Origin of the sequence: Nakamurella panacisegetis, assembly GCF_900104535.1 — a bacterium.
Taxonomy (GTDB): domain Bacteria; phylum Actinomycetota; class Actinomycetes; order Mycobacteriales; family Nakamurellaceae; genus Nakamurella; species Nakamurella panacisegetis.
The window spans coordinates 636,576-663,132 of sequence record NZ_LT629710.1 but is presented as its reverse complement, the minus strand read 5'-3'; the positions used below and the strand labels follow the sequence as shown (position 1 = coordinate 663,132).

Annotated in this window: 19 protein-coding genes; 15 read left to right on the top strand and 4 right to left on the bottom strand. The window is 68.6% G+C overall.

Annotated elements, in window-relative coordinates:
• Positions 1-60: 60 nt before the first annotated feature.
• The 4 genes from BLS97_RS02885 to BLS97_RS02870 all read left to right on the top strand — a co-directional run bounded on the left by BLS97_RS02885 (position 61) and on the right by BLS97_RS02870 (position 6,649).
• Positions 61-1,959, top strand: a complete 1,899-nt coding sequence (locus tag BLS97_RS02885) for a primary-amine oxidase (protein ID WP_090474518.1) — start codon at positions 61-63, stop codon at positions 1,957-1,959.
• A 330-nt stretch (positions 1,960-2,289) separates the two neighbouring features.
• Complete coding sequence (locus BLS97_RS02880) at positions 2,290-4,251, top strand: CAP domain-containing protein (protein ID WP_172832201.1); 1,962 nt, start codon at positions 2,290-2,292, stop codon at positions 4,249-4,251.
• Positions 4,252-4,503: 252 nt separating this feature from the next.
• On the top strand, positions 4,504-6,048 hold the full coding sequence (locus tag BLS97_RS02875) for a DHA2 family efflux MFS transporter permease subunit (RefSeq protein WP_090474516.1): 1,545 nt from the start codon (positions 4,504-4,506) through the stop codon (positions 6,046-6,048).
• Positions 6,032-6,649 (top strand): acyl-CoA-like ligand-binding transcription factor, encoded by a 618-nt coding sequence (locus BLS97_RS02870; RefSeq protein WP_090474515.1) that lies wholly within the window; start codon positions 6,032-6,034, stop codon positions 6,647-6,649. The genes BLS97_RS02875 and BLS97_RS02870 overlap by 17 nt, the downstream gene beginning before the upstream one ends.
• Before the next feature lie 74 nt (positions 6,650-6,723).
• Here BLS97_RS02870 and BLS97_RS02865 read toward each other — a convergent pair whose 3' ends face one another.
• Together BLS97_RS02865 and BLS97_RS02860 are read right to left on the bottom strand one after the other, a co-directional pair.
• The gene (locus BLS97_RS02865; protein ID WP_090474514.1) at positions 6,724-7,347 is read right to left on the bottom strand and encodes a superoxide dismutase; all 624 of its coding nucleotides are present in this window, start codon (positions 7,345-7,347) and stop codon (positions 6,724-6,726) included.
• A gap of 156 nt (positions 7,348-7,503) precedes the next feature.
• Positions 7,504-9,270 (bottom strand): dolichyl-phosphate-mannose--protein mannosyltransferase, encoded by a 1,767-nt coding sequence (locus BLS97_RS02860; protein WP_090474513.1) that lies wholly within the window; start codon positions 9,268-9,270, stop codon positions 7,504-7,506.
• 23 nt (positions 9,271-9,293) lie between these two features.
• Here BLS97_RS02860 and rsmI point away from each other — a divergent pair, with 23 nt between their 5' ends.
• The 3 genes from rsmI to gndA all read left to right on the top strand — a co-directional run bounded on the left by rsmI (position 9,294) and on the right by gndA (position 12,499).
• A complete protein-coding gene (rsmI, locus tag BLS97_RS02855; protein WP_090474512.1) occupies positions 9,294-10,142 on the top strand; it encodes a 16S rRNA (cytidine(1402)-2'-O)-methyltransferase in 849 nt (282 codons plus the stop codon).
• 170 nt (positions 10,143-10,312) lie between these two features.
• Positions 10,313-10,780 carry a GatB/YqeY domain-containing protein gene (locus BLS97_RS02850; RefSeq protein WP_090474511.1) on the top strand — a complete coding sequence of 156 codons (468 nt, stop codon included), beginning with the start codon at positions 10,313-10,315 and terminating at the stop codon, positions 10,778-10,780.
• Between the two features lie 273 nt (positions 10,781-11,053).
• Positions 11,054-12,499 (top strand): NADP-dependent phosphogluconate dehydrogenase, encoded by a 1,446-nt coding sequence (gene gndA / locus BLS97_RS02845; RefSeq protein WP_090474510.1) that lies wholly within the window; start codon positions 11,054-11,056, stop codon positions 12,497-12,499.
• Between the two features lie 158 nt (positions 12,500-12,657).
• Here gndA and BLS97_RS02840 read toward each other — a convergent pair whose 3' ends face one another.
• Positions 12,658-14,205: an MFS transporter gene (locus BLS97_RS02840; RefSeq protein ID WP_197676378.1), complete on the bottom strand. Its 1,548-nt coding sequence runs from the start codon at positions 14,203-14,205 to the stop codon at positions 12,658-12,660.
• A 167-nt stretch (positions 14,206-14,372) separates the two neighbouring features.
• Between BLS97_RS02840 and BLS97_RS02835 the strand changes: the two genes are divergently transcribed.
• The 8 genes from BLS97_RS02835 to BLS97_RS02800 all read left to right on the top strand — a co-directional run bounded on the left by BLS97_RS02835 (position 14,373) and on the right by BLS97_RS02800 (position 25,636).
• Positions 14,373-15,065, top strand: a complete 693-nt coding sequence (locus BLS97_RS02835) for a TetR/AcrR family transcriptional regulator (protein WP_090474509.1) — start codon at positions 14,373-14,375, stop codon at positions 15,063-15,065.
• Positions 15,066-15,117: 52 nt separating this feature from the next.
• Positions 15,118-16,932 (top strand): methionine--tRNA ligase, encoded by a 1,815-nt coding sequence (gene metG, locus BLS97_RS02830; RefSeq protein WP_090474508.1) that lies wholly within the window; start codon positions 15,118-15,120, stop codon positions 16,930-16,932.
• A complete protein-coding gene (locus tag BLS97_RS02825; protein WP_090481151.1) occupies positions 16,929-17,768 on the top strand; it encodes a TatD family hydrolase in 840 nt (279 codons plus the stop codon). Before metG ends, BLS97_RS02825 begins: the two co-directional genes overlap by 4 nt.
• A gap of 262 nt (positions 17,769-18,030) precedes the next feature.
• Positions 18,031-19,743 (top strand): ubiquitin-like domain-containing protein, encoded by a 1,713-nt coding sequence (locus tag BLS97_RS02820; protein WP_172832200.1) that lies wholly within the window; start codon positions 18,031-18,033, stop codon positions 19,741-19,743.
• 381 nt (positions 19,744-20,124) lie between these two features.
• On the top strand, positions 20,125-21,807 hold the full coding sequence (locus tag BLS97_RS02815) for a resuscitation-promoting factor (protein ID WP_157695133.1): 1,683 nt from the start codon (positions 20,125-20,127) through the stop codon (positions 21,805-21,807).
• Between the two features lie 106 nt (positions 21,808-21,913).
• Complete coding sequence (gene rsmA, locus BLS97_RS02810) at positions 21,914-22,834, top strand: 16S rRNA (adenine(1518)-N(6)/adenine(1519)-N(6))-dimethyltransferase RsmA (RefSeq protein ID WP_231988322.1); 921 nt, start codon at positions 21,914-21,916, stop codon at positions 22,832-22,834.
• A complete protein-coding gene (locus BLS97_RS02805; RefSeq protein WP_090474505.1) occupies positions 22,831-23,751 on the top strand; it encodes a 4-(cytidine 5'-diphospho)-2-C-methyl-D-erythritol kinase in 921 nt (306 codons plus the stop codon). Before rsmA ends, BLS97_RS02805 begins: the two co-directional genes overlap by 4 nt.
• Positions 23,752-23,842: 91 nt before the next feature.
• Entirely contained in the window at positions 23,843-25,636 is a 1,794-nt protein-coding gene (locus BLS97_RS02800; RefSeq protein WP_090474504.1) for an ABC-F family ATP-binding cassette domain-containing protein, read from the top strand.
• A 143-nt stretch (positions 25,637-25,779) separates the two neighbouring features.
• Here BLS97_RS02800 and BLS97_RS02795 read toward each other — a convergent pair whose 3' ends face one another.
• Positions 25,780-26,517 (bottom strand): alpha/beta fold hydrolase, encoded by a 738-nt coding sequence (locus tag BLS97_RS02795; RefSeq protein ID WP_090474503.1) that lies wholly within the window; start codon positions 26,515-26,517, stop codon positions 25,780-25,782.
• Positions 26,518-26,557: the final 40 nt, after the last annotated feature.

Sequence of the window (26,557 nt, the reverse complement as noted above, 5' to 3'; positions counted from 1 at the left end):
CGCACTGATCCGGGCAGAACTGTCTGCGCGCCGACCGCGGCGCCGGCTGGGAGGAGCACCATGCACCCGCTCGACCCGCTCAGCAGCGACGAGATCACGACGACGGTGGAGTTGTTGCGCGGGGCCGCGGTGGTCGGCGACACGTACCGATTCGCGTCGATCACGTTGGTCGAGCCGCCCAAGGCGCAGATGCTCGCCTGGCGGCCGGGCGACGAGGTGACCCGGCGCTCGCTGTCGGTGTTCTGGGACCGGCGGGACAACCTGGCCCGTGAGGCGATCGTGGACCTGGTGGCCGGATCGATCGAATCGGTCACCGAGATGCCCGGCGTCACACCGAATTTCACCGTCGATGAGTGGCACGACTGCGAACACGCGATGAAGGACGACCCCCGGGTCGTGCAGGCCCTGGCCGAGCGGGGCATCACCGACCTGTCGCTCGTCGTCATCGACGTCTGGACCTACGGCAAGGCGTTGATGCCCCCGCAGTGGGCCGACCGCCGGCTGGGCTGGGCCGACATCTGGGTGCGATCCACGCCCTACGGCAACCCGTACGCGAACCCGGTGTCGGGCATCAAGCTCATCGTGGACATGAACACGATGGAACTGCTGGAGATCGACCGGGACGACACGACCGACCCGGCGCCGGTGATGGGGGAGTACGAGCCCGATCTGGTACCCGGGCAGGTGCTGCGGGACGATGTGAAGGCGCTGCACATCACCCAGCCGGACGGCCCGGGATTCACCATCGACGGCAACGAACTGCGCTGGCAGAACTGGAAACTGCGAGTCGGCTTCAACTACCGCGAGGGTCTGGTGCTGCACCAGGTCAGTTACGACGACCATGGCACCGAGCGCGACATCGCCTACCGCATGTCACTGGCCGAGATGATCGTGCCGTACCGCGACTCCGGTTTCGACCACTACCGCCGGACGGCCTACGACATCGGCGAGTGGGGTCTGGGCTACATGACCACCTCACTGCAGCTCGGCTGCGACTGTCTCGGTGAGATCCGTTATCTGGACGCCACTCTGGCCGACAGTGCGGGCATTCCGTACGACATCAAGCAGGCCATCTGCATCCACGAGGAGGACAACGCGGTCCTGTGGAAGCACGTCGACAACAACGGTCGGTCGCAGGTGCGCCGGATGCGTCGGCTCGTGGTGTCGGCCCACGCCACGGTGGCCAACTACGAGTACCTGATCTATTGGCGGTTCTACACCGACGGCAACATCGAGTGCGAGATCCGGGCCACCGGCATCATGGTCACCACGCCGCTGGCTCCGGGACAGCCGACGCCGGCCACCGGCACCCTGGTCGACCAGCGCACCTACGCGCCGTTCCATCAGCACATCCTCGTCGCCCGCCTCGATCTGGACGTGGACGGGCCGCAGAACTCGGTCATGGAGGTCGACAGCTTCGCGGTCGAGACCTCACCGGACAATCCCTACGGCCTGGCGATACAGACCCGGGCCACCCTGATCGCCTCGGAATCCGAGGCGGGCCGGGACTACGACTTCGGGAAACAGCGGTCGTGGAAGGTGACGAACCCGAACCGGCCCAACGGGCTCGGCACACCGGTCGCCTACAAGCTCCTGCCCGGGGCCGCGATCCCGTCGTTGATGGCCGCCGGCGCCCCGCAGTACCGGCGGGCGCCCGTGATCGGGCACACCCTGTGGGTGACCAAGCAGCATGACGACGAGAAGTGGCCCTGCGGCGACTACCCGACGCAGAGTGAAACCGATGACGGTATGACGCGCTGGATCGCCGACGACGAGTCGCTGGAGAACACCGACGTGGTGCTGTGGTACGTCTTCGGCATCCACCACATCACCCGTCCCGAGGACTGGCCGGTGATGCCGGCCGACACGGTCTCGTTCTGGCTCAAGCCGTTCGGATTCTTCGACCGCAACCCCTCGCTCGACGTCCCCCCGACCCCCGCGGCCGACCACTGCCACTGACCGGGGGAGCGGGCGACGGCCACCTCGAGTGGGTCGTCGCCGGCGTTCACCAACCCGCGCCTGTCCCGTCGAACAAGAAACCAAGCCCGTCACTGTCAGTCGTGTATGGCCGGCTGGCGGCTCGGCCAAGACGTCCCGATGGGACGGTCTTCGCTGGTCAATGTGTACGTGGAGTAGGTTGTTCCGGCCCTGGAGCTGGTTACTCTGAGCCACCCCAACAGGTGATGTCGCTATACGTAGTCGCCTGCTACTGTCAGTGATGCAGCGGATAGTAGTCAGACCTAACTTACGGTAGCCAGGATGACGCGCGGCACCTCACCTTGGAGACCCATGTCTGCTCACGCGCGTCTGCATCGACTCTGCCCGAGTCGTGCCGTGCTGTCCCGGTTCGTACGTCCCGTGTCGGTCGGCCTGGCCATCGGTCTGGCCGTATCGGTGGCGAGTGCCCCATCGGCCGGGGCCTCCACCGTCGTCTGGGCTCCGGTGGCCACGGCCGTGCCGGTGCCGTCCGCCCCGTCCCTGGCGGTGGTCGCTCCGGTCACCACGGCCTTGAGTCCGTCCGACCAACTGGTGCTGAGTTCGCTGAACACGCAGCGATCCGCAGCCGGGCTGGGCACTCTCACCGAGGTCAAGGGCATCGACACCGAGTCCATGAACTGGTCGCGGAGCATGGCCACGGCCGGACAGCTGAGCCATGACGCGCTGGCCTCGACCGAGCTGCCGACATCCGGTGCCCCCGCTGCGACGGTGTACGGAGAGAACGTGGCCAGTTGGGTCGACTCGACGGTCGACGGCTCGGCGCTGGTCGCGAAGTACCTGACCAACGCGACCAACAGTGCCAACATCCTGAACCCGGCGTTCAAATACGTCGGCATCGGCACGGCGACCGCCGCTGACGGGTCGAACTGGAGCACCACCACGTTTGTCGACTCGGCCGATCCGACCCAGACGTACGACCCGGCCCTGCAGTCGATCCCGGTCGGGCAGTTGAATTCGGCCACCCTGGTGGGGAGCACGGTGCAGGTGACCGGATGGGGCTACGACCTGGACACGGCCACGAGTCCGATTCAGGTCCAGCTCACCGACACCGCGCCGAGCGGCGTGGTGACCTCGTCGACCGTCACTGCCGGCACCACGCGGACGGACGTCACCCAACTCACCGCCACCACCGGCACCTCCCACGGATTCACCGCCACGATGCCGGTCTCCGGGCGCGGGGTGCACCAGATCTGCGCGACGCTGGTCAATGCCGGCGCCGGAAGCACCAACCCGGCTCTTGGTTGTCTGCCGGTCGAGGTCACCGGGCCGTACGGAAGCCTCGACACGGCCGACGTGACGAGCACCGCGGTCACCGTCACGGGCTGGGCCGTCGATCCGGACGCGCCGTCGTCCGCGACCACGGTCACGCTGACCGACCAGAACGCGCAGGGAACCGTCACGCTGCCGACCGTGACGGCCGACCAGGCCGATCCGAACGTCGACGCCGCGATCCCGGGCGTCGGGTCCGGTCATGGCTTCGTGTCGACCTTCTCGTCCCAGGTCCCCGGAGCGCACACGGTCTGTGCGACCACATCCAGTGTCGCGGCCCCGACCCTGACCAAGGCGCTCGGATGTCGCACGTTCAGCGTCCGGTACCCGGCGGCCGGTGCGATCGGTGTGGTGTCGAGTACGACGTCGTCGTTGACGGTGAATGGTTGGGCTTTGGATCCGAACGTGGTTTCTCAGTCCTCGATGGTGCAGGTGACGGTGACGAGTCCGTCGGGTCAGGTGATCACTCCGGCGTTGCTGACGGCGGGTGGGGTCAGTGCGGATTCGTTGGTGCAGTTCCCGTCGGCCGGGTCGAGTCACGGTTTCGGTGTGACGGTTCCGACGACGGAGTTCGGTGTCTACAGGGTGTGTGCGGTGGCCAACTCTTTGGTGGATCCGTCGGCGTCGACGAGTCTGCCGTGCCAGTCGGCGACGATCACCAATCTGCAGGGTTGGTTCGATTCGGCGACGGTGGTGAGTGGGTCGATCAGGGTCCGTGGTTGGGGTTTGGATCCTGCTCATCTGACGACGAGTGTGCCGGCGTGGGTGACGGTGACCGGTCCGTCGGGGACGAAGACGCAGGCGTTGGCGACCAATGTGTCGCGGCCGGATATCGGTACGGCGTATCCGGGGGCGGGCAATCTGCACGGGTTCGACTCCACGGTGCCGTCGGCCGGGGTGGGCGTGAACAAGGTGTGTGTCACGGAGCAGGCGGTCGGGAACTCCACTACCCGCATGTTCCCCTGCATCAACGTCACCGTCTGATCGCACCAGGACTGAATGCACCAGGACTCACCGCACAGGGATTCACAGCACCGCGACGACCGGCAGCCCCCGACGAGCAATCGTCGGGGGCTGTCGTCGTCCCCGGTCGGGACGGTCACGGAGGTCCGGGGGCCTCGCGTCGGGCCGATCGCACTGACCTCGGCAAAAAAGAAAGCGACTATATATTGACAGTGACTACCAAAGAGTAGCTAGTATCGGATGACCACGAGCTAGCAACCAACGGGAGCTGTCATGTCTGAAGTCACGCCACGGCACGGCCACAAGCGGTGGTGGGCCCTCGCCGCCCTCGCGCTGGCCATGCTGACCATCGGCCTCGACACCACGGTGCTGAACGTCGCGGTGCCGACCCTGGCCACGGCGCTGCATGCGTCCAACGACCAGCTGCAATGGTTCTCGGCCGTCTACACCCTGGTCCTGGCGGCCGCCCTGCTGCCGGCCGGGACGCTGGGAGATCGATTCGGGCGCAAGAAGTTGCTCCTCGGCGCGCTGGCCGTGTTCGGGGTGGCCAGCGCGCTGTGCGCCTGGGCCGGCTCGGCCGGAATGCTGATCGGAGCGCGGGCCGCCCTCGGCCTGGGCGCGGCGTTCATGATGCCGCTGTCCATGGCCGTCCTGCCCACGCTGTTCCCGGAAGCCGAGGAACGCGGCCGAGCGATCACGGTGTGGGTCACCTCCACGGCGCTGGGGCTGCCACTCGGCCCGATCCTGGGTGGCTGGCTGCTCGACCACTTCTGGTGGGGATCGGTGTTCCTGATCAACGTTCCCCTGGTGGTGGTGGGGATCCTGGCCGTGGCCCTTCTCGTCCCGGAGACGTCGGCCGGTGGATCTCGTCCGATCGACACTGCGGGGGCGGTGCTGTCCAGCGCCGGACTGCTCGCCCTGACCTACGGGTTCATCGAGGCCGGGGCGCGAGGCTGGGGGAGTGCCGTCACCCTGGGCCTGATCGCCGGCGGCGTGGTGCTGTTGGCCGGCTTCGTCTTCCGGCAAGCTCGTACCGCCTACCCGTTGATCGACCTGAACCTCTTCCGGGACTCCGGATTCAGCTTCGGGACCTCGCTCGCCGTGTTGTCCAGCTTCGCCCTGTTCGGCTTGATGTTCACCCTGCCCCAGTACTTCCAGGCGGTGTTGCGTTCCGATGCCCTCGGCTCCGGGCTCCGGCTCCTTCCGATGATCGGCGGCCTGGTCGTCGGCACCCGGCTGGCCGGGAGGGTGTCGGGACGGTCCGGTCGTCGTGGCGTTCTGATCCTGGGGTGTGCCCTGCTGGCCCTGTCCATCGGGGCCGGTGCGTTCACCGCGGTCGGGACGGCCTACGGAATCAGCGCCATCTGGATCACCGGCGTCGGAGTGGGCCTTGGTCTCGCGCTGCCCACGTCCATGGCCATCGCGACCGACGCACTCGACCCGGCCACCGCCGGTTCCGGATCCGCCCTCCTCCAGGCCCTGCGGCAGGTCGGCGGCACGATCGGCGTCGCCGTGCTCGGCACCTTCCTGGCCTCGACGTACCGCCACCACCTGGATCTGACCGGCATCCCGGCCATTTCGGCGGATGCCGCGGCGTCGAGCGTGTCCAGTGGGGTCAAGGCCGCGGTGAAGCTCGACTCGGTGCCGTTGCTGGACACCGTTCGCAGCTCCTTCGTGCACGGTATGGACGTGGTGCTGCTCGTGTGTGCGGCGATCTGCGCCGGGGCATTGGCCCTGGCCTGGTTCTACCGCGAGCGGGTCGGGACGGCCGCGTCGACAGCGGGTACCGCACAATCAACGGATGAACTCGTCAGCTGACCCGGGCGCCCTGGGGTTGCGGGAGCGAAAGAAGATCCGCACCCGCAACGCGATCCGGGACAACGCCATGCGGCTGTTCAAGGAACAGGGTTTCGCCGCGACCACCGTCTTTCAGATCGCCGAGGCGGCTGATGTCTCACCCAGCACGTTCTTCCGGTACTTCCCCAACAAGGATGCCGTCGCGCTCACCGATGACATCGACGACCTCATGATCGCCGCGGTCCGCGGCGCTCCGGAGGGACTGAGCGCACTGGCCACCCTGCGCCACGCGTTCGAGACCACCTTCGACGCCATGACCGACGAGGCCATCGCCTTCGAACAGCAGCGACAGGAGCTGATCAGCAGCGTCCCGGAGTTGCGGACCGCGATGGTCGACGGGTTCAAGCACAACGTCGACCTGATTCGCACGCTGATGGCCGAGCGGACCGGCGTCGACCCGGATTCGTTGGAGATGAAGGTGTTCGCCGGCGCGGTCATCGGGGCGCTCCTGGCCGTGGTCGCCCCGGCGGCCGACTACCGGCGGGACGTGGATGCGGTGCTGGACCGTCTGGAGCAGGGGATCGAGCTGAAGCTCACCGGCCGGCCGGCGCCCGAGCACTGATCCGGGCCCTGCGCGGCCAGAAGCCCCCCGACGCGTCACGCGTCGAGGGGCTTTGTCGGGCTGGGCGTCCGGAACTACAGAACGATCAGACCCTTGGTCTTGTCGCGGGCGGCGGTGAACCGGGCCGTGGCATCGGCCCAGTTGATGACGTTCCACCAGGCCGTCACGTAGTCGGCCTTGACGTTCTTGTACTGCAGGTAGAAGGCGTGCTCCCACATGTCCAGCAGCACGATCGGGATCTGGGCGGCGGGCAGGTTGCCCTGCTGATCGAACAGCTGCATGATGTTCAGCCGCTGACCAAGGGTGTCCCAGGCCAGGATGGACCAGCCGGAACCCTGGATCGCGTTGGCGTTCGCACTGAACTGCTTGCGGAAGCCGTCCCACGAGCCGAAGAACTCGTCGATCGCAGCGCCGAGTTCACCGTCCGGCTTGTCGCCGCCGCCCGGCGCCAGGTTCGGCCAGAAGACGGAGTGGTTGATGTGCCCGCCGAGGTGGAACGCGAGGTTCTTCTCCAGCAGGTTGATGGTGCCGAAGGCGTCCTTCTCACGGGCCTCGGCCATCTGGTCGAGCGCCGTGTTGGCGCCGGCCACGTAGGCCGCGTGGTGCTTGGAGTGGTGCAGCTCCATGATCTGACCGGAGATGAACGGCTCGAGTGCGGCGTAGTCGTACGGGAGCTCGGGCAGGGTGTACTGGGCCATGGCGGCCTCCCTCACATTCGTTGGATGGCAGTGGACTTCAGGTGGGACAACTGCCGTCTGTGGATCTTCCACAGACCCTCGACCGACCCTATACCCGCTCATTTCGGGCCCGTTGGGGACCACCGGCCAGTACCCGTCACCGCCCGGGGTCACTCGTCACCCCCAGGACGGCAGCCAGGTCTCGGCGGTAAGCCGTTCCGGGGTCATGGGTGACCCGTCGAGCATGGGCAGCAGCCAGATGAAGTTGGCCACCACCAGCCCGACGTACAGCGCGACGATGGCGTAGGAGAGGTAGCGCCGTTCGATACCGACGTGCCTTCGGCCCAGGATGTCGCCCAGCACCAGGCAGATGCCGATGATCAGGAACGGCGCCAGCGGCGTGACGTAGAAGAAGTACATCTGCCGGTTCAGGTTGGTGAACCACGGCAGGTAGTCGGCGCCGTAGGCGACCAGCACGGCGGCGTACCGCCAGTCGAAGCGGGTGAAGGTGCGCCACAGTGCCCAGACCAGCACGAACAGCGACAGCCACCAGAGGGCCGGCGTCCCGATGATGAAGATGCGTTCGACGCAGTCGGTGCGGCCGGCTCCGCAGCCGGTCTGCCCGGCCGGAGGGGCGTAGTAGAGCACCGGCCGGGTGCCGATCGGCCACGACCACGGCTTGGACTCCCACGGATGACGGTCGGCCGGATTGCTCGGCGTCAGCAGGTTCGCGTGGAAGTCGAGCATCTTCCAGGTCCACTGCCAGAGGGCGTTGTGCCAGAGCGACGCCAGCTTGTGGAACAGGCCGGTCGGGTTGGCCCAGTCGCCGACATGGCTGGGATCGGCCATGAACGCATGACGCGGGTACGCGTTCTCCGAGAAGAACCAGGCCCACCACGACGCGATGTAGATCCCGAACGGCACGACGACCAGCGACCAGATCGACGGCAGTACGTCCCGGCGCAACGCCCCGATCACCGGGCGCCGCACGCCCAACTCGCGGCGCGCCGTGATGTCCCAGAACACCGAGAGCAACCCGAACGCGACGATCCAGTACACGCCGTTGTACTTGATCGCGAAGGTCAGGCCCATGAAGAAGCCGCAGCCGAACCGCCACCAGCGGGCGCCGAGCGCTGGGCCGGCCACATCACCCCAGCGGCGCCAGGCCCGGAACGGGCCGGTTCCCGGCTCGGGAGGCAGGAACGTGTCGTGGACGTGGGAGTTCAGCCGGGCCCTGGTCTGGTCACGATCGGCGATCAGACAGGCGAACGCGGCCAGGATGAACACCTCCTGGAACACGTCCAGCAAGGCCATCCGGGACATCACGAAGCTGACCCCGTCACAGATGATCAGGATGCCGCCGATGGCCCCGAGCAGGGTCGATCTGGTCATCCGCCGGACGACCCTGATGGTCAGGAAGACGACGACCGTGCCCGCGACGACGGACGCCAGCCGCCAGCCGGTCGGGTTGTAGCCGACCAGCTTCTCGCCCAGTGCGATCAGCTGTTTGCCCAGCGGGGGGTGGACGACGACCCCGTAGGCCTGGTTGTCCTCGACCCCGTTGTTGCGGATGACCTCGGCCGCCTGGACCGCGTAGTACTTCTCGTCGAACAGCGGGGTGCCCCCGTCGGTCGCGCTACCGACGTTCCAGATCCGGGTCAGTCCGCCGATGATCGTCAGGACGATCGTGGTGATCCAGCCGCGGAGCCGGTCGCTGGGCATCGGCGGGAGCTTCCGGCGCTCGGGCCGGATCGGCGCCGTGAGGGGCGGGATCTCCCCGATGGCCACCACGTCCGAGGCCGGATCGATGCGAGCAGAATGGGGATCGGAATCGTCGAAGTCGACGACGGTGGGACGCCCACCGACCGACGATTCCTCGTCGAGGGATTCGAGGCCCGGTCCGGACTCGTCACCGTGTTCGACGACGGTGGGCGGGGCAGTCATGGGGACGATCGTAGGGTGAGGACATGAGAGCCGAAGGCGTCACGGGCCGTTTGGTGCTGGCCGGAACGCCATTGGGCCGGACCTCCGATGCCTCGATCGGCCTGATCAACGCCCTGACCTCGGCTGACGTGATCGCCGCAGAGGACACCCGCCGCCTGCACCGGTTGGCCGCGGATCTGGGTGTCTCCCTGTCGGCGACCGTGTTGTCCTACTACGAGGCCGTTGAACAGGCCCGTATCCCCGGATTGCTGGAGCGGATCCGGCAGGGCGACGAGGTGGTGCTCGTCACCGACGCCGGAATGCCGTCGGTGTCCGACCCCGGCTACCGGCTGGTCGCGGCGGCGGCCGCGGCCGGGTTGACGGTGACCTCGGTGCCCGGCCCGAGCGCGGTGATCACCGCGCTCGCGCTCTCCGGCCTGCCGTCGGACCGGTTCACCTTCGAGGGGTTCCTGCCGCGCAAGACGGGGGAGCGCGGGACGGCACTGGCGGCCCTCGCCGGCGAGATGCGCACGATGGTGTTCTTCGAGTCGGTGCACCGGCTGTCGGAGACGCTGGCCGCGATGGCCGGCGTGTTCGGCGACGACCGGCCGGCCGCACTGTGCCGTGAGCTGACCAAGACCTACGAAGAGGTGCGGCGCGGGACGCTCCGCGAGCTGTCCGACGGCTCGGAGGGCGTGCGGGGCGAGGTCACCCTGGTGGTTGGCGGCGCCTCGTCGGATGCCGCCGGGCCGCCGTCCGACGAGGCGCTCGGATCGGCCGTGGCCGCCCTGGTCGCCGCCGGCTCGACCCGCCGGGATGCGGTGGACGCCATCGCGGCCCGGTACGGGTTGCCCCGTCGCACGGTGTATGCCGTCGGCCATCGCTCGACCTGAGGGGTTCGCGGCCGCCCCATGGCCGGTTACTCGGGCGCGTAACCCGGGCGCGCGGGGGTTCGCCGGCGCACTAACCTGGCCGGAGCCACCCCGACCGGGGCGGCGGCCGCGGTGGCCGCGGCCCGACGCGCCGATCCGACGCGCCGGCGGGGTCGATGTGAGGTGGAGAGATGTCGGAACTGAAGGCAACGTTGCGGTCGGACCTGACGGCGGCGATGAAGGCGCGGGATGCGCTGACTCTCGGCACGCTGCGGATGGCCCTGGCCGCGGTGACGAACGAGGAGGTCGCCGGCAGCAGTGCCCGCGAACTGACCGACGCCGAGGTGACGACCGTGCTGGCCCGAGAGGTCAAGAAGCGCAAGGAGTCGGCCGAGGCGTTCGAGAACGCAGGCCGGGCCGAGCTGGCCGAGAAGGAGCGGGCCGAATCGGCGGTGCTCCAGCGCTACCTGCCCGCCCAGCTGTCGGACGCCGAGATCTCGGCGTTGGCGCAGGAGGCGGTGGCCGAGGTGGCGGCTTCCACCGGCAGCGCGCCGACCATGAAGCAGATGGGTCTGGTGATCAAGGCCGCCCAGGCCAAGGCGGCCGGCCGGGCCGACGGCGCGAAGATCGCCGCCGCGGTGAAGGCCGCCTTGGCCTGACCGGCTCGAAGCCCGCCCGGCCCCGTGGCCCGGCGGCCGACCGCCCCGTAGTCCGGCGTGGATCAACTTCGCAGGCATGGACGAAATTGATCGATCCTGTCCCGCGCGTCCCAAACGATGGAAGTTGATCCATGCCGGGCGGCGGTCGCCGGACCGGGTTCGCCGGATCCGGGTTCGCCGGACCCGGGTGAGCCGGCCGTCGGCCCATACGGAAGGCTGGAGACTCGATACGCGTCCTGCGTAGCGCCGTTTTCGCTTCCGGAGGTCTGATAAATGTCCGACACCACTGCCACCGCCGACATCGGCGTGACGGGCCTGGCCGTGATGGGCTCGAACCTGGCCCGCAACTTCGCCAGCAAGGGCTTCGTCACGGCGGTGCACAACCGCTCGTACAGCAAGACGCGGGCCCTGATGGCCGATCACGGTGGCGACGGCCAGTTCGTGCCGTCGGAGTCGGCGGCCGACTTCGTCGCCTCGCTGAAGACCCCGCGCAAGATCATCATCATGGTCAAGGCGGGTGGGCCGACGGACGCCGTCATCGACGAGCTGTCGGAGCTGCTGGAGCCGGGCGACATCCTGATCGACGGTGGGAACGCGAAGTTCGCCGACACCATCCGACGGGAGGCGGCGGCCAAGGAGAAGGGCATCAACTTCGTCGGATGCGGCATCTCCGGTGGTGAGGAAGGTGCACTGCTCGGTCCGTCGATCATGCCCGGCGGTTCGGCCGAGGCGTACGCCTCGCTCGGTCCGATCCTGGAGAAGATCTCGGCCCACGTCGACGGTGCCCCGTGCTGCACCCACATCGGCGAGAACGGCGCCGGTCACTTCGTGAAGATGGTGCACAACGGCATCGAGTACGCCGACATGCAGCTGATCGCCGAGGCCTACGACCTGCTGCGCCGCGGCGCCGGGCTGGAGCCGGCCGAGATCGCCGACATCTTTGCCGAGTGGAATGCCGGCGAACTGGACTCGTTCCTGATCGAGATCACGGCCGAGGTGCTGCGTCAGGTCGACGCCGAGACCGGCAAGCCGTTCGTGGACGTCGTGGTCGACGCGGCCGGGATGAAGGGCACCGGCACCTGGACCGTGCAGACCGCTCTCGACCTCGGGGTGCCGGTTTCCGGCATCGCCGAGGCGGTGTTCGCCCGCGGTCTGTCGTCCTCGGCACTGCAGCGCTCCGGTGCCGGTGAGCTGCCCGGCCCGAACAATGCCTGGTCGATCAAGGACAAGGACGCCTTCGTCGAGGACGTCCGTCAGGCGCTCTACGCGTCGAAGATCGTCGCCTACGCGCAGGGACTCGACGAGATCGTGGCCGGGGCCGCCGAGTACAACTGGGACATCGATCTCGGTGCGGTGGCCCGGATCTGGCGCGGCGGCTGCATCATCCGGGCGGTGTTCCTGAACCGGATCACCGAGGCGTACGACGGAAAGGCCGAGCGTCCGGCCTCCCTGCTCTTCGCTCCGTACTTCACCTCGGCCGTCGCCGGGGTCCAGGACTCCTGGCGCCGCGTGGTCGCCGGGGCGGCGCAGTCCGGCATCCCGACCCCGGGTTTCGGGGCCGCACTCGCGTACTACGACGGCCTTCGCTCGCCGCGCTTGCCGGCGGCCCTGATCCAGGGCCAGCGGGACTTCTTCGGCGCCCACACCTACAAGCGCGTCGACAAGGACGGCACCTTCCACACCCTGTGGTCGGGCGATCGCACCGAGGTCCAGGCCTGACGGTCGCCCTCGGGTAGTCCGGGGCCTGGCGTTCAAGGCCACCCAACGGCCGACGCCCCCGCCCGGGTGCCGGATTCGGCACTCGAGCGGGAGCGTCATCGTGGGTCGACCCAGGCCTGCCGCCTCGGGCCGGTCACCGGCCCGAGGGTCTGCGGAACTCAGGCGTGCGCGGTCGCGGCGCGGAGTTCCTCCACGTCGGCGTCCAGTTCCGCTGTAGCCGCGTCCGGACGTCCGTCGAAGCTGGTCTCCACCGAGGCGGCGGGCTTCGGCTGCGGCCGGATGGCCACCAGGACCAGGATGACCGTGGCCGCCAGGAAGAGGGCGGCGATCAGGAAACCGCGATCGGCACCGACGACGAAGGCGTGCTGGGCGCGTTCGACCGCCGAGGCACCGGCCGGCGAGACCGCGGAGCGGGAAGCCGAACCGAACACGGTCACCAGGACGGCGAGGCCGAGCGCGCCGCCGACCTGCTGCATGACGTTGACCAGACCGGAGGCGGCGCCGGCGTCAGCCGGGTCGACGCCCCGTAGAGCGGTCGAGGTCAGCGGCACGAAGGCCAGGCCGTTGCCGATGCCGAACAGCACCAGCGGGAACAGCAGGGCGGTGTACCCGCTGGTGGCGTGGAGCTGGGTCAGCCACAGCAGCCCGATGGTGGAGAGCGTCAGGCCTCCGGCCATGACCGTCTTCGCCGGGACGCGACCCGTCAGCACCCGGGCGGAGATCTGCGAGGCGGCGAACAGCACCACCGTCAGGGGCAGGAAGGCCACGCCGGTGACGACGGCCGAGTAGTGCAGCACGTCCTGCAGGAACTGGGTGAGGAAGAAGAACATCCCCATCATCCCGGCCACCAGCAGCAGTCGCGCGACATAGGACGTGGCCCGATCGCGGTTGGCGAACAGCCGCAGCGGAACGATCGGAGAGCTGGCCCGCAACTCGACCGCGATGAAGGCGGCGAGCAGGACGACACCGGCCGCGAAGGCGGTCACGGTCACCGAATCGCCCCAGCCGTCGGAGGCGGCACGGACGAAGCCGTAGACCAGACCGGTCATTCCGAGGGTCGAGGTGATGGCGCCGGCCAGGTCGAAATGTCCAGGGCGCCTGGCGGTTTCGGGCAGTACGCGCAGGGCCACGGCGATGACGGCGAGGCCGATCGGAACGTTCACGAACAGCACCCAGCGCCAGGAGACCCACTGGGTCAGCATGCCGCCGGAGATCAGGCCAACTGCGCTGCCGCCGATGGAGACGGCGGTGTAGTACCCGATGGCCTTGGTGCGTTCCTTGGCGTCGGGGAACATCGTCATGAGCAGGGCCAGGGCGGACGGGGCGGCGAGGGCGGCGCCGACCCCCTGCACCGCGCGGGCACCGAGCAGCAGGCCCGCCGATGTGGCGAAGCCGCCGGCCAGCGAGGCCACGGTGAACAGCGCGATGCCGCCCAGGAAGACCTTGCGGCGGCCGAGGATGTCACCGGCCCTGGCGCCGAGCAGCAGCAGCCCGCCGAAGACCAGCGTGTAGGCGTTGATCACCCAGGACAGGCCGGTGGGGGTGAAGTCGAGGGCGCTGGAGATGTCGGGCAGTGCGATGTTCACGATCGTTGCATCGAGCACCACCATCAGCTGCGCCGTCAGGACGAGACCGAGGACGAGGAGGCGCCGGCGGGCGGCTGTCTTCTCCTCGTTCGGTGAGGACACGGACGTTGATGTAGTCACGGGCGGTCATTCCTTCCACGCCCACACCGGGCGTACTATCGGAAACGGATGGTCCCTCCGGATTGCATCCGGAGGCTGCCTCCGGTTAGAACTATACGGAGGTAGCCTCCGGTTTAGCAAGTGGGTTTGCCGATCTGTTCGCCGTCCGACTGAGGAGACTGATTTCGATGACCGCGCTGGACACGGCCGAGGGTTCTGCCGCGCCGGTCGAGAAGTCCGCCCCCGTGCCGGGTCCGACCCCGAGCGGTCCCTCCGAGCAGCCCGCGGTCCCGTCGGAGGCAGCCACGCCCCGTCGCCCGTTGCGGGCCGATGCCCAGCGCAACCGGGACAAGCTCATCGAGGTCGCCACCAGTGCCTTCGTCCGGGATGGATCGGACATCGCGCTCGAGGAGATCGCGCGACGGGCGGATGTCGGCATCGGGACCCTCTACCGCCACTTCCCGACCCGGGAGGCCCTGGTCGTCGCGGTCTACCGGAAGCAGATCGACGATCTGGGACAGCTGGCCCATGACCTGCCGCTGACCCACGGTCCGGCCGACGCCCTGCGCCTGTGGATGCAGGGTTTCGTCGAGTACGGGGCGGTCAAGCGGGGGTTGGTGGGCCTGCTGAAGTCGATGATGGAGACGGAGTCGGATCTGTTCGACCAGGCCCGCGCCACCTTGCGGGGATCCGCGGGGGCGCTGATGAAGGCCGCGGCGGAGGCGGGGGAGATCCGCCCGGACTTCGAGCCGGGCGACGTGATCCGGGCCCTTGGTGGTATCTGCATGGCCACGGATCGGCCGGACGCCGGGACCAGTGCGCTCGCGCTGGTCGACCTGGTCTTCGACGGCTTGCGCTACGGGGCGCCCGCTCGCAGTTGAGGGCGGGGCACGCGCGTCACCGGGGTTCGCGGGGCGCACTAACCTCTAGGGCATGAGTTCCATACTGACTGCGGTCGCCTGGCCCTACGCCAACGGTCCGCGGCACATCGGCCACGTTTCCGGTTTCGGCGTTCCCTCCGACGTCTTCTCGCGTTACCAGCGGATGGCCGGCAACGACGTGTTGATGGTCTCCGGCACCGACGAGCACGGGACCCCGATCCTGGTCCAGGCCGACGCCGAAGGCGTACCGGCCCAGGCGCTGGCCGACCGGTACAACAAGGTGATCGTCGGCGACCTGCAGCAGTTGGGTCTGGGCTACGACCTGTTCACCCGGACCACCACCCGGAACCACTACGCAGTGGTGCAGGAGCTGTTCCGCACCGTCTACCGGAACGGCTACATGGTTCCGAAGACCACCATGAGCGCGATCTCCCCGTCCACCGGGCGCACCCTGCCGGATCGCTACATCGAGGGCACCTGCCCGATCTGCGGGTACGGCGCGGCCCGGGGCGACCAGTGTGACAACTGCGGCAACCAACTGGATCCGATCGATCTGATCAATCCGAAGTCCCGGATCAACGGCGAGACACCGGCTTTCGTCGAGTCCGAGCACCTGTTCCTGGATCTGCCGGCACTGGCCCAGGCGCTCGGTGACTGGCTGAACACCCGCAACGACTGGCGACCGAACGTCCTGAAGTTCTCGATGAACCTGCTGGCCGACCTCAAGCCCCGCGCCATGACCCGCGACATCGACTGGGGCATACCGGTCCCGCTCGACGGCTGGCGGGATCGAGGGGACAAGAAGCTGTACGTGTGGTTCGACGCCGTCATCGGCTACCTGTCGGCCAGTATCGAATGGGCCCGGCGGTTCGGCGACAGCGCCGATGCCTGGCAACGGTTCTGGTCCGACGACGCGGCCCGGCAGTACTACTTCATGGGCAAGGACAACATCACCTTCCACTCGCAGATCTGGCCGGCCGAGCTGCTCGGTTACAACGGTCTGGGGGCCAATGGCGGCGAACCGGGACGGCTCGGCAAGCTGAACCTGCCGACGGAGGTGGTCTCGAGCGAGTTCCTGACGATGAGTGGATCGAAGTTCTCGACGTCACGCAAGACGGTCATCTACGTGGGTGATTTCATCTCCGAATTCGGTGCCGACGCGCTGCGTTACTTCATCGTGGCAGCCGGGCCGGAAAATCAGGACAGCGATTTCACCTGGGACGAGTTCGTGCGGCGCAACAACTCCGAACTGGCCAACGAGTGGGGCAACCTGGTCAACCGTTCGGTGTCCATGGCGCACAAGAACTTCGGTGAGATCCCGGCGGCCGCCACGCGCACGGAGATGGACGTGGCGTTGCTGCAGGCGTCGACCACGGCGTTCGACACGGTCGGAGAGCTGTTGGGCCGCAGCCGGTTCAAGCAGGCGATGGGTGAGGCGATGCGGGTGGTCTCCCTGGCCAACAAATACATCTCCGACACCGAACCGTGGAAACTCGGAGAGGACAGGGAGCGTCAGGCGACCGTGCTCAACACCGCGCTCCAGGTCGTGGACGACGCCAAGACCATGTTGACGCCGTTCCTTCCCCATTCCTCGCAAGGCGTCTTCGAGGCGCTCGGCGGTTCTGGGGTCTGGGCCGCGCAACCGGAGATCGTCCAGGTCACCGATTTCGACGACGACGTCGAGGGCGTCGGCGCACCCGCCGTCCGTGACTACCCGGTGATCACCGGGGACTACCGGAACCAGCTGGCGACCTGGGAACGACGGGACATCGTGGCCGGGACCAGGCTGGCCAAGCCGAACCCGTTGTTCGCCAAACTCGACCCGAAGCTCGGGGAGACCGGCCCGGAGTGGGCGCCGATCTCATGACGGTGCACCCCGCGGTGCGCGACCGGGCACCGGTGCCCGCTCCCGAGGCGCTGGCGGCCCGGGTGGCGGACGCGCACACCCATCTGGACGCATGTGGGTGTGAAACCCCGGCCGATGTCCAGGCAGCGATGGCCAGGGCCCACGCGGTCGGCGTGACCAGGGTGGTGACGGTGGCCGACGATCTGGACTCCGCCCGCTGGGCCGCTCAGGCCGCCACCTGGCATCCGGACCTGTACGCGGCGGTTGCCCTGCACCCGACCCGGGCCGATCGGCTCGACGAATCGGCCCGGAGCGTCCTGGAGGAACTGGCCGGCCATCACAGGGTCGTGGCGATCGGTGAGACCGGTCTGGACCACCACTGGGAGGCGGCGCCGCACGACGTCCAGGCCGAGGCATTCGCCTGGCACATCGACCTGGCCAAGCGCACCGGCAAGGCGCTGATGATCCACGACCGCAACGCCCACGACGCCGTGTTCGACGTGCTCGACTCGGAGGGCCCGCCCGACCGGGTGATCTTCCACTGCTTCTCCGGTGACGCCGCGATGGCGGCCAAGTGCGCGGATCGCGGCTTCGTGATGTCCTTCGCCGGACCGGTCACGTTCCGCAACGCCGTCGATCTGCAGGCCGCAGCCCGGGTCGCACCGGCCGATCTGCTGCTGGTCGAGACGGACGCGCCCTTCCTGACGCCCCATCCTCACCGCGGCCGCCGCAACGAGCCGTACGCGTTGCCGTACACCGTGCGAGCCCTGGCCGGGCTGCGCGGACAGGGAGTGGTGGACCTGTGCGAGCAGGTGAATCGGACCACAGAGGCCATGTTCGGCATTCGGGTGAACTGAGCACGGATCTCGAACTTTTCCGTGCTCCCAGGCAACCCCGAGCAAGTCTGTGAACGTTCCAGGGTTGCCGTGCCGTGCTCTGGCCGTTACTGTCCTGTGACAACAGCCGGGATGGGGAAGTTCCGGGTGCATCGGGGCAGGTGCTGTCCGCGGGTCGATCGGACTCGCTCCAACGCCTGCCTTTCGTGTGTCCCGCACCAGGTGCGGATCTGCGGAGATGACGCCGTTCCCCTGCCCGAACGGTACGACGTACGGATGTGACTTGGCTTCCAGCGACGACGTGTTCGACTCGACCCCCGAGCCGACGCAGGCCTTCTTCGACCAGTTCGGAGACCACCGCGACGCGGATGGCTCCGACGCTCTCTCCGGTGCCTCGGAGGTGGGATCGGTCGAGGACCTGCCCCCTGCGCATCCGACGGTGTCCGCCGAGGACGCTGATGACGAGCAGCCCGGGTCGGAAGTCTCGCCGGAACCGGAACCCAACGCCGCCGGGGCTGAGTCGGCCCCGACCGCAGCGGAGGCCACCGCGGTGGCCCTGCCCGCGGCGAAGGTCGCGAAGGCCCATCGCTATCGCAAACCCGCCCTGGTCAGTGTGGCCGCTCTCGTCTGTGCCCTGACCATCGGCGGCGGGGTGATCGCGGCCAAGACGAAGACCGTCACCATCTCGGTGGACGGCACCCAGCGCCAGATCACCACGTTGGCCGGGTCGGTCGACGGCGCACTGGCCGCCGCCGGCATCAGCGTCAGTGCGCACGACGCCTTGGCTCCGGCCGGCAGTGCGGCGATCGCTGACGGCTCGCAGATCGCTCTGAACCGTGGCCGCCTGTTCACCGTGACGATCGACGGCAAGCAGCAGACCATCTGGACCACCGCCCGTACCGTCGATCAGGCGATGGCCGAGATCGGCCGGAACCCGGCGGACTACCAGCTGTCGGCCAACCGGTCGCGGGCGATCCCGCTCAACGGACTGACGGTCGCCGCCTCGACCTTGCACACGGTGAAGGTCGGGTGGGCCGGTCGGAAGATGGCCAGCGTCACCTCGCCGGCGACCACGGTCGCTGCGCTGCTGGCCCAGCAGGGCATCAAGATCGGTCCCAACGAGCGGGTGTCGGTCCCGCTCAACACCGTGCTGTCCGACGGCGTACAGGTCACCATCCGCACGCTGCCCACCGTTGTCATCGCGGACGGGGCCAAGAAGGCCGATTCGATGGTCTCGGAGCTGAAGACGGTCGGCGACCTGCTGAAGTCCGAGGGCATCAAGGTGGGCAAGGACGACGTCGTCACCCCGGCCCTTGGGACCCAGCTGAAGCAGGGCCTGAAGATCAGCATCACGCGGGTCGGGTACCAGCTCGTGACGAAGAAGCTGACGCTCCCCCAGCCGGCTGGACAGACCGTCGACGACGACACGATGGACAAGGGCACTACCTCGGTCACCCAGCAGGGTCATGCCGGCGTCGTCGAGGTCACCTACCGCGCCAAGGTCGTCAACGGCAAGGCCGGGCGTCCGCAGGAAGTCGCGCGCAAGACGGTCCAGCCAGCTGTGGCCAGCATCACCCACGTCGGCACCTACGTCGCGCCCGTAGTGGTGACCAGCACGCCGACGCCGAGTTCGACGTCGGCCTCGACGTCGACTCCGCCCAGCAGTTCCGCTCCGCAGACCTCGTCCTCTTCGTCCTCCTCCTCCTCGTCATCGGGGAGTGGTTCGGGTGCGTCCTATTACGACAATCCCAGCCATTGGAGCGTCAACTGGGACGCAATTGCTCACTGTGAGTCGACCAACAACTGGGCCATCAACACCGGAAACGGATATTACGGCGGTCTGCAGTTCGACATCGGGACCTGGTTGAGCAACGGCGGCGGTCAATACGCGCCCCGAGCTGATCTGGCCACCAAGGACGAGCAGATCGCGGTGGCCGAGAAGGTCTACGCGTCACGTGGACTGCAGCCCTGGGCATGCGGGTACGCGGCCGGCTGATCGACCCGATCCGATTGCGGCACAACGTCATTCAAGTACCTGGGACAGCCCCCACCCGATATCTCCGGTGGGGGCTGTCTTGCATTTTTTTGTACGGTCCGTCCAATAGTTGCCCCTCGCAAATCCGTCGACAACCCCTGAGCCTGTTGCTTATTCGTTCAAATCCCGTTACTATTCTGTGATAACCGCCGGGATGGGAACGTTCCGGGCTGGTGTCGCGAGGTTCGCCACGCATCCATCGTGGAATTCCCTCATCCGCAATCGTGTGATCAGACGCACAAATTGTGGGGATGCCGCCCGTTCCTTGCTCGGACGTTTCGATACATCGGATGTGACGTGAGCAAGCACCACGCGGTGGAAGAAGAGCCGCAGTCTTCGGACATGTCGTGGATCAGAGGGCTGTCCCAGCCCGATGCGACCCCGGCCTCCCCGATTCCCTTCTACTCGGCGCTGGTTCCGCGCGCCCCCCGACATGCCGACCCGTCGGATCGAGACCTCGACGACACGTCGCCCGCGTCTCGGACCGCGCCCATCCGGCGGATCTCCGCCGAGCAGGTCGACACCTTGATCGGCCACCTCGACGCGGTCGGCTCGGTCGACGCCGAACCGGCCGATTCTGGGGTCGATCTCGGACTGGCCCTGTTCGATGCCGATGCTGCCGCCGTGGCCGAGAACCGGCCCGCCGACGAGTCGCCGGCCGAGGACGACTCAACGGGTGATGACGGCCATGGTGCCGATCCGGCCGCCGACCACGAGTCGCACAGCAACGCCGTGACCCCCGAATCTCCCGCCTCGACCGACGACTCGGCGCAGGTCACGGCGCCGACCGACACGGACGACACCCCGACCACCGTCGTCGATGCTCGGTCGGAGGCACAGGAAGAGGCACCGACCCGCGTGACGCCGCGTCGCGGACGTCTGCGCAAGCCGGTTCTGGCTGGTGCGGCCGCTGCTCTGTGCCTGCTGACCCTCGCCGGCGCCACCGTCACCACCGTGAACAACAGCAATGCGGCCGTCCCGGCCAAGACCGTCTCGGTCGTCGTCGACGGCCAGGCCCAGAGGGTGACGACCTCGTCCGACTCGGTCGAAGGCGCTCTGGCGGCAGCCGGGATCACCCCGACCGGCCACGACGTCATCGCCCCGGCCGTGACCGTACCGATCTCCGACGGCTCGACCGTTGTCGTGAAGCGCGGGCGGATGCTCACCCTCACCATCGACGGGCGCACGCGGCAGATCTGGACGACGGCCACCACCGTCGAGCAGGCCCTGTCCGAACTCGGAACCCGGACGGCGAACCTGTCACTCTCGGCGAACCGATCGCGAGCGATCCCGCTGACCGGCCTCTCGGTGACCGGCTCGACGCTGCACACCGTGGATGTTTCGGTGGGCGGCGCCAAGTCGACGTCGTCGACCACCACGGCTCGAACGGTCGGCGACCTGCTCGCCGCGGACGGGATCGTTCTCGGCCGCCGCGACACCGTCAGCCCGGCGCTGACCACCAAGCTGTCCGACGGGTTGGTGATCACGGTGAACCGGGTGCTGGTCAGCACCGGGACGAAGACCGTGGTCCTGCCCGAGCCGGCGGCGAAGACGGTCGGCGACGCCACCCTGGTCAAGGGCCAGTCCAAGGTGGTCCAGCCGGGAACAACCGGTCGCCAGCTGATCACCTACGCCGTGACCACCGTGAACGGGAAGCGAACGGCACAGACCGAGACGTCGCGGAAGATCATCGCCGCGCCGGTCGCCAAGGTGACCCACGTCGGCACCAAGACGACGTTCACCTACGTAGGCAACGAGGTCTTCACCAACGACACGTCGTTCGGCGTCAACTGGGACGGCCTGGCGATGTGCGAGTCGACCCACAACCCGAAGGCGGTCAACGCCAACCCGTCGGCCGGTCTGCCGACCTACGGCATGTTCCAGTTCGACATCCCGACCTGGGCCACGGTCGGCGGCAGTGGCAACCCGATGGACGCGAGCCCGGAGGAGCAGCTGATGCGGGCGAAGCTGTTGTACCAGCAGCGTGGCCTCGAGCCGTGGGCGTGTGCCTACGCGGCGCACTGAGCGGTTCAACTGTCGTAGTCAGGGGCCGGGCCCGGAGAGAGAACTCTCCGGGCCCGGCCCGTTGTCGCGTCCCGGGCTCCGGGCCGCTCGTGTGAGGATGGTGGTCGTGAGCGACACGAACCCGATGCCCGACCCAACGGGTGACGTCGCCGCCCACGGTCGGATCACGCTGCTCGGTGCGGCCGAGATCCGGCGGCTGGCCGCCGAGCTGGACCTGCGACCCACCAAGCAGCTCGGCCAGAACTTCGTCCACGACGCGAACACCGTCCGACGGATCGCCGCGGCCGCGAAGCTGGACCGGGCCGGGCACACCCTCGAAGTGGGACCCGGCCTCGGCTCGCTGACCCTGGCCCTGCTCGAGGTCTCGGAGAAGGTCACCGCCATCGAGATCGACCAGCGGCTGGCGTCCCGTCTCCCGGCCACCGTGGCAGCACACGCCCCGACCCGGACTGGCGATCTCACGGTCATCACGGCCGATGCGATGGCCGTGCGTAGCCACCACATCGAGGGCGCCCCGACCTCGCTGGTGGCCAATCTGCCGTACAACGTGGCCGTCCCCGTCCTTCTGCATCTGTTGGCCGAACTGCCGTCGCTGCAACGGGTTCTGGTGATGGTGCAGGCCGAGGTGGCCGACCGGCTGGCGGCGCCACCGGGTTCGAAGACCTACGGGTCGCCGAGTGCCAAAGCGGCCTGGTACGGCTCCGCGCGGCGGGCCGGCGCGATCGGTCGGTCGGTGTTCTGGCCGGTACCCGGGGTCGACTCCGCGCTGGTCGCGTTCGACCGCCGTCCCGTTCCGAGGGTGGGAGACCGGATGGCCGTGTTCGCCGCCATCGACGCCGCATTCGCCCAGCGTCGCAAGACGTTGCGAGCGGCGCTGTCGACCTGGGCCGGATCGCCCGTCCGGGCCGAGGAGATCCTGCGGGCCGCCGGGGTCGATCCCGGGCTGCGCGGCGAGATGCTCGACGTCGACGCCTTCGCCCGCATCGCCGCCGCGAAGACCGAAGCCGACGCCAAGGCGCTCGCGTGACGAGGCGGTCCTCGCAGACCCCCGGGCCGGTGCGGGTGCGGGTCCCCGGCAAGATCAATCTCCATCTCTCGGTCGGTGACCTGCGCGCCGACGGTTACCACGACCTGGTGACCGTGTTTCACGCGGTCGACCTGGTGGACGAACTGACCATCAGCCCAGCCGAGCGTCACACGGTCAGTACCGAGGGAGCGTCGGCCGCGGTGCCCACCGGAGGCAAGAACCTGGCCGGGGCGGCGGCCCGGCTGCTGGCCAAGCGGACCAAGGCCGGTGGCCCGGTGGCGATCCAGATCAGCAAGCAGATCCCGGTGGCCGGGGGGATGGCCGGCGGTAGTGCCGATGCGGCCGGTGCGCTGCTGGGCTGCGCCGCGTTGTGGGGGCTCGAGCTGACTCGAGATCAGCTGTCCGAGATCGCCGCCGAACTCGGGTCCGATGTGCCGTTCGCCCTGGCCGGAGGCACCGCGGTCGGCACCGGACGCGGGGAGCGGCTCTCGCCCGTCCTGGCTCGCACCCCGCTGCACTGGGTGCTGGCGCTGGCCGATGGTGGCCTGTCCACGCCGGCCGTGTTCGCCGAACTGGACCGGTTGCGCTCACACGCCGACCCGCCGCGGGTGGCCGGGGTCCAGGACATGCTCACCGCTTTGAGCAGCGGTGATCCGGCGCAGGTCGGCGCCGCCCTCGGCAACGATCTGCAGGCCGCGGCCATCTCGCTACAGCCCGGCCTGCGCCGGACGTTGCGAGCCGGGCTGGCCGCCGGTGCGCTCGGCGGCGTGGTGTCCGGGTCAGGGCCGACCGTCGCCCTGCTGTGCGCCGACCCGGCGGCCGCCGCCGAGGTGGCCGCGGAGTTGGCCGGATCCGGGACGTGCCGCTCGGTGCGGGTGGCCTCCGGGCCGGCCCCGGGGGCCCGCGTCATCGGTTGACCGGGAATCTGGTTGTTGCCGCTGCCGTTCCACTATTCGTCAGACCAGGGTCACAACGGGCCCGAACCCAGCTAGGAGACGTTCCGCCCCGATGGCCAATCTCGTCAATCTCGAATCCGCCACCGTCATCCACGGTGTTCGCGCCGTCCTGGACCAGGTGTCCCTCGGCGTGCAGACAGGCGATCGGATCGGCGTCCTCGGGCTCAACGGTTCGGGCAAGACGACGCTGCTGACGGTGCTGGCCGGGCTGGTTCCGCCGGATTCCGGCCGGGTAGCCACTCTCCGCGGCGTCAACATCGAGGTCGTCACGCAGTCGGACCGGCTGGAGCCGGGCGCCAGCGTGCGGGACATCGTGCTGCACACCTTCGGTGAAGGGGATCACGGCTGGGCCTCGGACTCCTCCGTGCGGGGGATCCTCGACGGTCTCGGCCTGGCCGGAATCGGCCTGGAGACACTGGTCGACAACCTTTCCGGCGGGGAGCGGCGGCGGGTGGCGCTGGCCGCGGCCCTGGTCACCGACGCCGACCTGCTGATCCTGGACGAACCGACCAACCACCTCGACATCGAGGGTGTGGCCTGGCTGGCCGATCACCTGCTGGCCCGACGGTCGGCCCTGGTCGCCGTCACCCACGATCGCTGGTTCCTCGATGCCGTCGCCACCACCACCTGGGAGGTGGTGGACGGCACCGTGCACATCCGCGAAGGCGGTTACTCGGACTGGGTTTTCGCGCGGGCCGAACGGCTGCGGCTCGATCGCGCGGCCGAGGAGACCCGGAAGAACCTGGCTCGCAAGGAGTTGGCCTGGCTGCGTCGTGGGGCGCCGGCCCGCACGTCGAAGCCGCGGTTCCGGATCGAGGCCGCCGAGGCGCTGATCGCCGACGTGCCCGAGCCGCGGAACTCGGTGGAGTTGCACAGCTTCGCCCGCAAGCGTCTGGGCAAGGACGTGCTGGACCTGGAGGACGTCACGGCCACTGTGCCCACCCCGACCGGGGACCGTGTGCTGCTCGACGACGTCACGTGGCGGATCGGTCCGGGCGACCGCATCGGGCTGGTCGGCATCAACGGATCCGGGAAGTCGACATTGCTGCGGGTGTTGGTCGGGGACCGGGCGGTGACCGACGGCGAGGTCAAGCGGGGAAAGACGGTGTCGGTCGGCTACCTGTCGCAGGACGTGGTCGAACTGCCGCCGAACCTGCGGCTGCTGGAGGCGGTCACCGAGATCGCCGGCACCGTGAATCTCGGGGGCAAGGACATCTCGGCCGGGCAGCTGGCCGAACGATTCGGCTTCACCAACGAGCACCAGTGGACCCGGGTGGCCCAGCTCTCCGGCGGTGAGCGCCGACGCCTGCAGTTGCTGCGCATCCTGATGGCCGAGCCGAACGTGCTGATCCTCGACGAGCCGACCAACGACCTGGACACCGACACCTTGGCCTCGCTCGAGGATCTGTTGGATTCCTGGCCGGGCACCATGATCGTGGTCAGCCACGATCGGTACCTGATCGAGCGGGTCACCGACGACGTCGTCGCGCTGCTGGGCGACGGCAAGATCACTCATCTGCCGGGCGGCATCACCGAGTACCTGCGCCGCCGGGCGTCGGTCGAGGTCGGGTCGGTGTCGGGATCGGTGAGTGGGGGCGCAGCCGTCAGCGGGCCCGGTCTCGACGCGGCCGCGGCGCGCACGCTGCGCAAGGAGCAGCAACGGTGGGAGAAGAAGCTGGAGTCGTTGAAGCGCCGCGAAAATGACGTGCACGCCCGGCTGGCCACGGTCGGCGCCGACTTCGCCGTCGCGGCCGACCTGAACGCCCAGCTCAAGTCCATCGCCGAAGAGGTCGACGAGGCCGAGCTGAGCTGGATGGCTGCCGCCGAGGCCCTCGAACAGGGCTGACCAGGCCGCATAGCCGTCGTGGTCGGCGTGGATCAACTTCGCAGGCAGGGACGAAATTGACCACTTGCGTCACTTCTGTCCCACATCAGCCAAGTTGATCCACGCCTGGGAAGTTGATCCACGCCGGGGGCGGGCGCAACCACTCAGGAGCAGAAGAACTCCAGGATCTGGGTGGAGAATTCCACCGGGGCGCTGGTGTGCGGCTTCCGGGCGCCGGGAACGGTGGCCCGGACGGAGTTCGGGATGGCCGCGGCGATCAGATCCAGCACGGCCCGCTCGCCGACCTCGGCGGCGCCGCTGCACAACACCATGGTCGGCGCCGTGATCGCGCCCAGCGACTCCCACCAGTCCGGGTCGGCCCGGGCCAGCTGATCCAGCACCGACTTGGCCCGGGAGAAACCTTGCAGGTTCTGCCGTAGCTTGCCGCGACGCAGCGTCGTCACGGCGCCGGACAGGGCCATGCCGGGCGACATCCGGGTGTTGGCCGGGGGGCCGGAGCGGGGTGGGGCGGTCGGTTCGCACAGCACCAGCTTCCGGACCAGTTGCGGGTAGCGCGCAGCCACCCCGGCGGCCAGATAGCCGCCGAAACCGTGTCCCAGCAGGTCGATCGGCTCGTCCCCGAGGTCGGCGAAGACCATCGCCACGTGCTGGACGAAACATTCCAGGTCGTCGCCCGGGGCCGGGTCACTGCGCCCGGTGCCCGGAAGGTCGATGGCGACCAGTTCCCGATCGGCCCGGACCAGCGGGGTCGTCAGGTGCTCGAAGGTCGCCGCCGACGCGCCCAGGTCGTGCAGCATCAGCACCGGGGTGCCGGAGCCGTTCGAGTAGACCCGGATCTCGCGTTCGTTGATGAACAGATCGTGTACAGCGCTGTACGTCACACCCCCATGGTGCCTTGTCGCCGCCACTCCCGGAAGACCG

Excerpts from the sequence above, each read along its gene's own strand:
- metG (WP_090474508.1), top strand. The coding sequence starts at position 15,118 with ATGAGTTCCATACTGACTGCGGTCGCCTGGCCCTACGCCAACGGTCCG.
- BLS97_RS02885 (WP_090474518.1), top strand. The coding sequence starts at position 61 with ATGCACCCGCTCGACCCGCTCAGCAGCGACGAGATCACGACGACGGTG.
- BLS97_RS02835 (WP_090474509.1), top strand. The coding sequence starts at position 14,373 with ATGACCGCGCTGGACACGGCCGAGGGTTCTGCCGCGCCGGTCGAGAAG.
- BLS97_RS02870 (WP_090474515.1), top strand. The coding sequence starts at position 6,032 with ATGAACTCGTCAGCTGACCCGGGCGCCCTGGGGTTGCGGGAGCGAAAG.
- BLS97_RS02815 (WP_157695133.1), top strand. The coding sequence starts at position 20,125 with ATGTCGTGGATCAGAGGGCTGTCCCAGCCCGATGCGACCCCGGCCTCC.
- rsmI (WP_090474512.1), top strand. The coding sequence starts at position 9,294 with ATGAGAGCCGAAGGCGTCACGGGCCGTTTGGTGCTGGCCGGAACGCCA.
- BLS97_RS02800 (WP_090474504.1), top strand. The coding sequence starts at position 23,843 with ATGGCCAATCTCGTCAATCTCGAATCCGCCACCGTCATCCACGGTGTT.
- gndA (WP_090474510.1), top strand. The coding sequence starts at position 11,054 with ATGTCCGACACCACTGCCACCGCCGACATCGGCGTGACGGGCCTGGCC.
- BLS97_RS02865 (WP_090474514.1), bottom strand. The coding sequence starts at position 7,347 with ATGGCCCAGTACACCCTGCCCGAGCTCCCGTACGACTACGCCGCACTC.
- BLS97_RS02880 (WP_172832201.1), top strand. The coding sequence starts at position 2,290 with ATGTCTGCTCACGCGCGTCTGCATCGACTCTGCCCGAGTCGTGCCGTG.
- BLS97_RS02875 (WP_090474516.1), top strand. The coding sequence starts at position 4,504 with ATGTCTGAAGTCACGCCACGGCACGGCCACAAGCGGTGGTGGGCCCTC.
- BLS97_RS02825 (WP_090481151.1), top strand. The coding sequence starts at position 16,929 with ATGACGGTGCACCCCGCGGTGCGCGACCGGGCACCGGTGCCCGCTCCC.
- BLS97_RS02860 (WP_090474513.1), bottom strand. The coding sequence starts at position 9,270 with ATGACTGCCCCGCCCACCGTCGTCGAACACGGTGACGAGTCCGGACCG.
- BLS97_RS02850 (WP_090474511.1), top strand. The coding sequence starts at position 10,313 with ATGTCGGAACTGAAGGCAACGTTGCGGTCGGACCTGACGGCGGCGATG.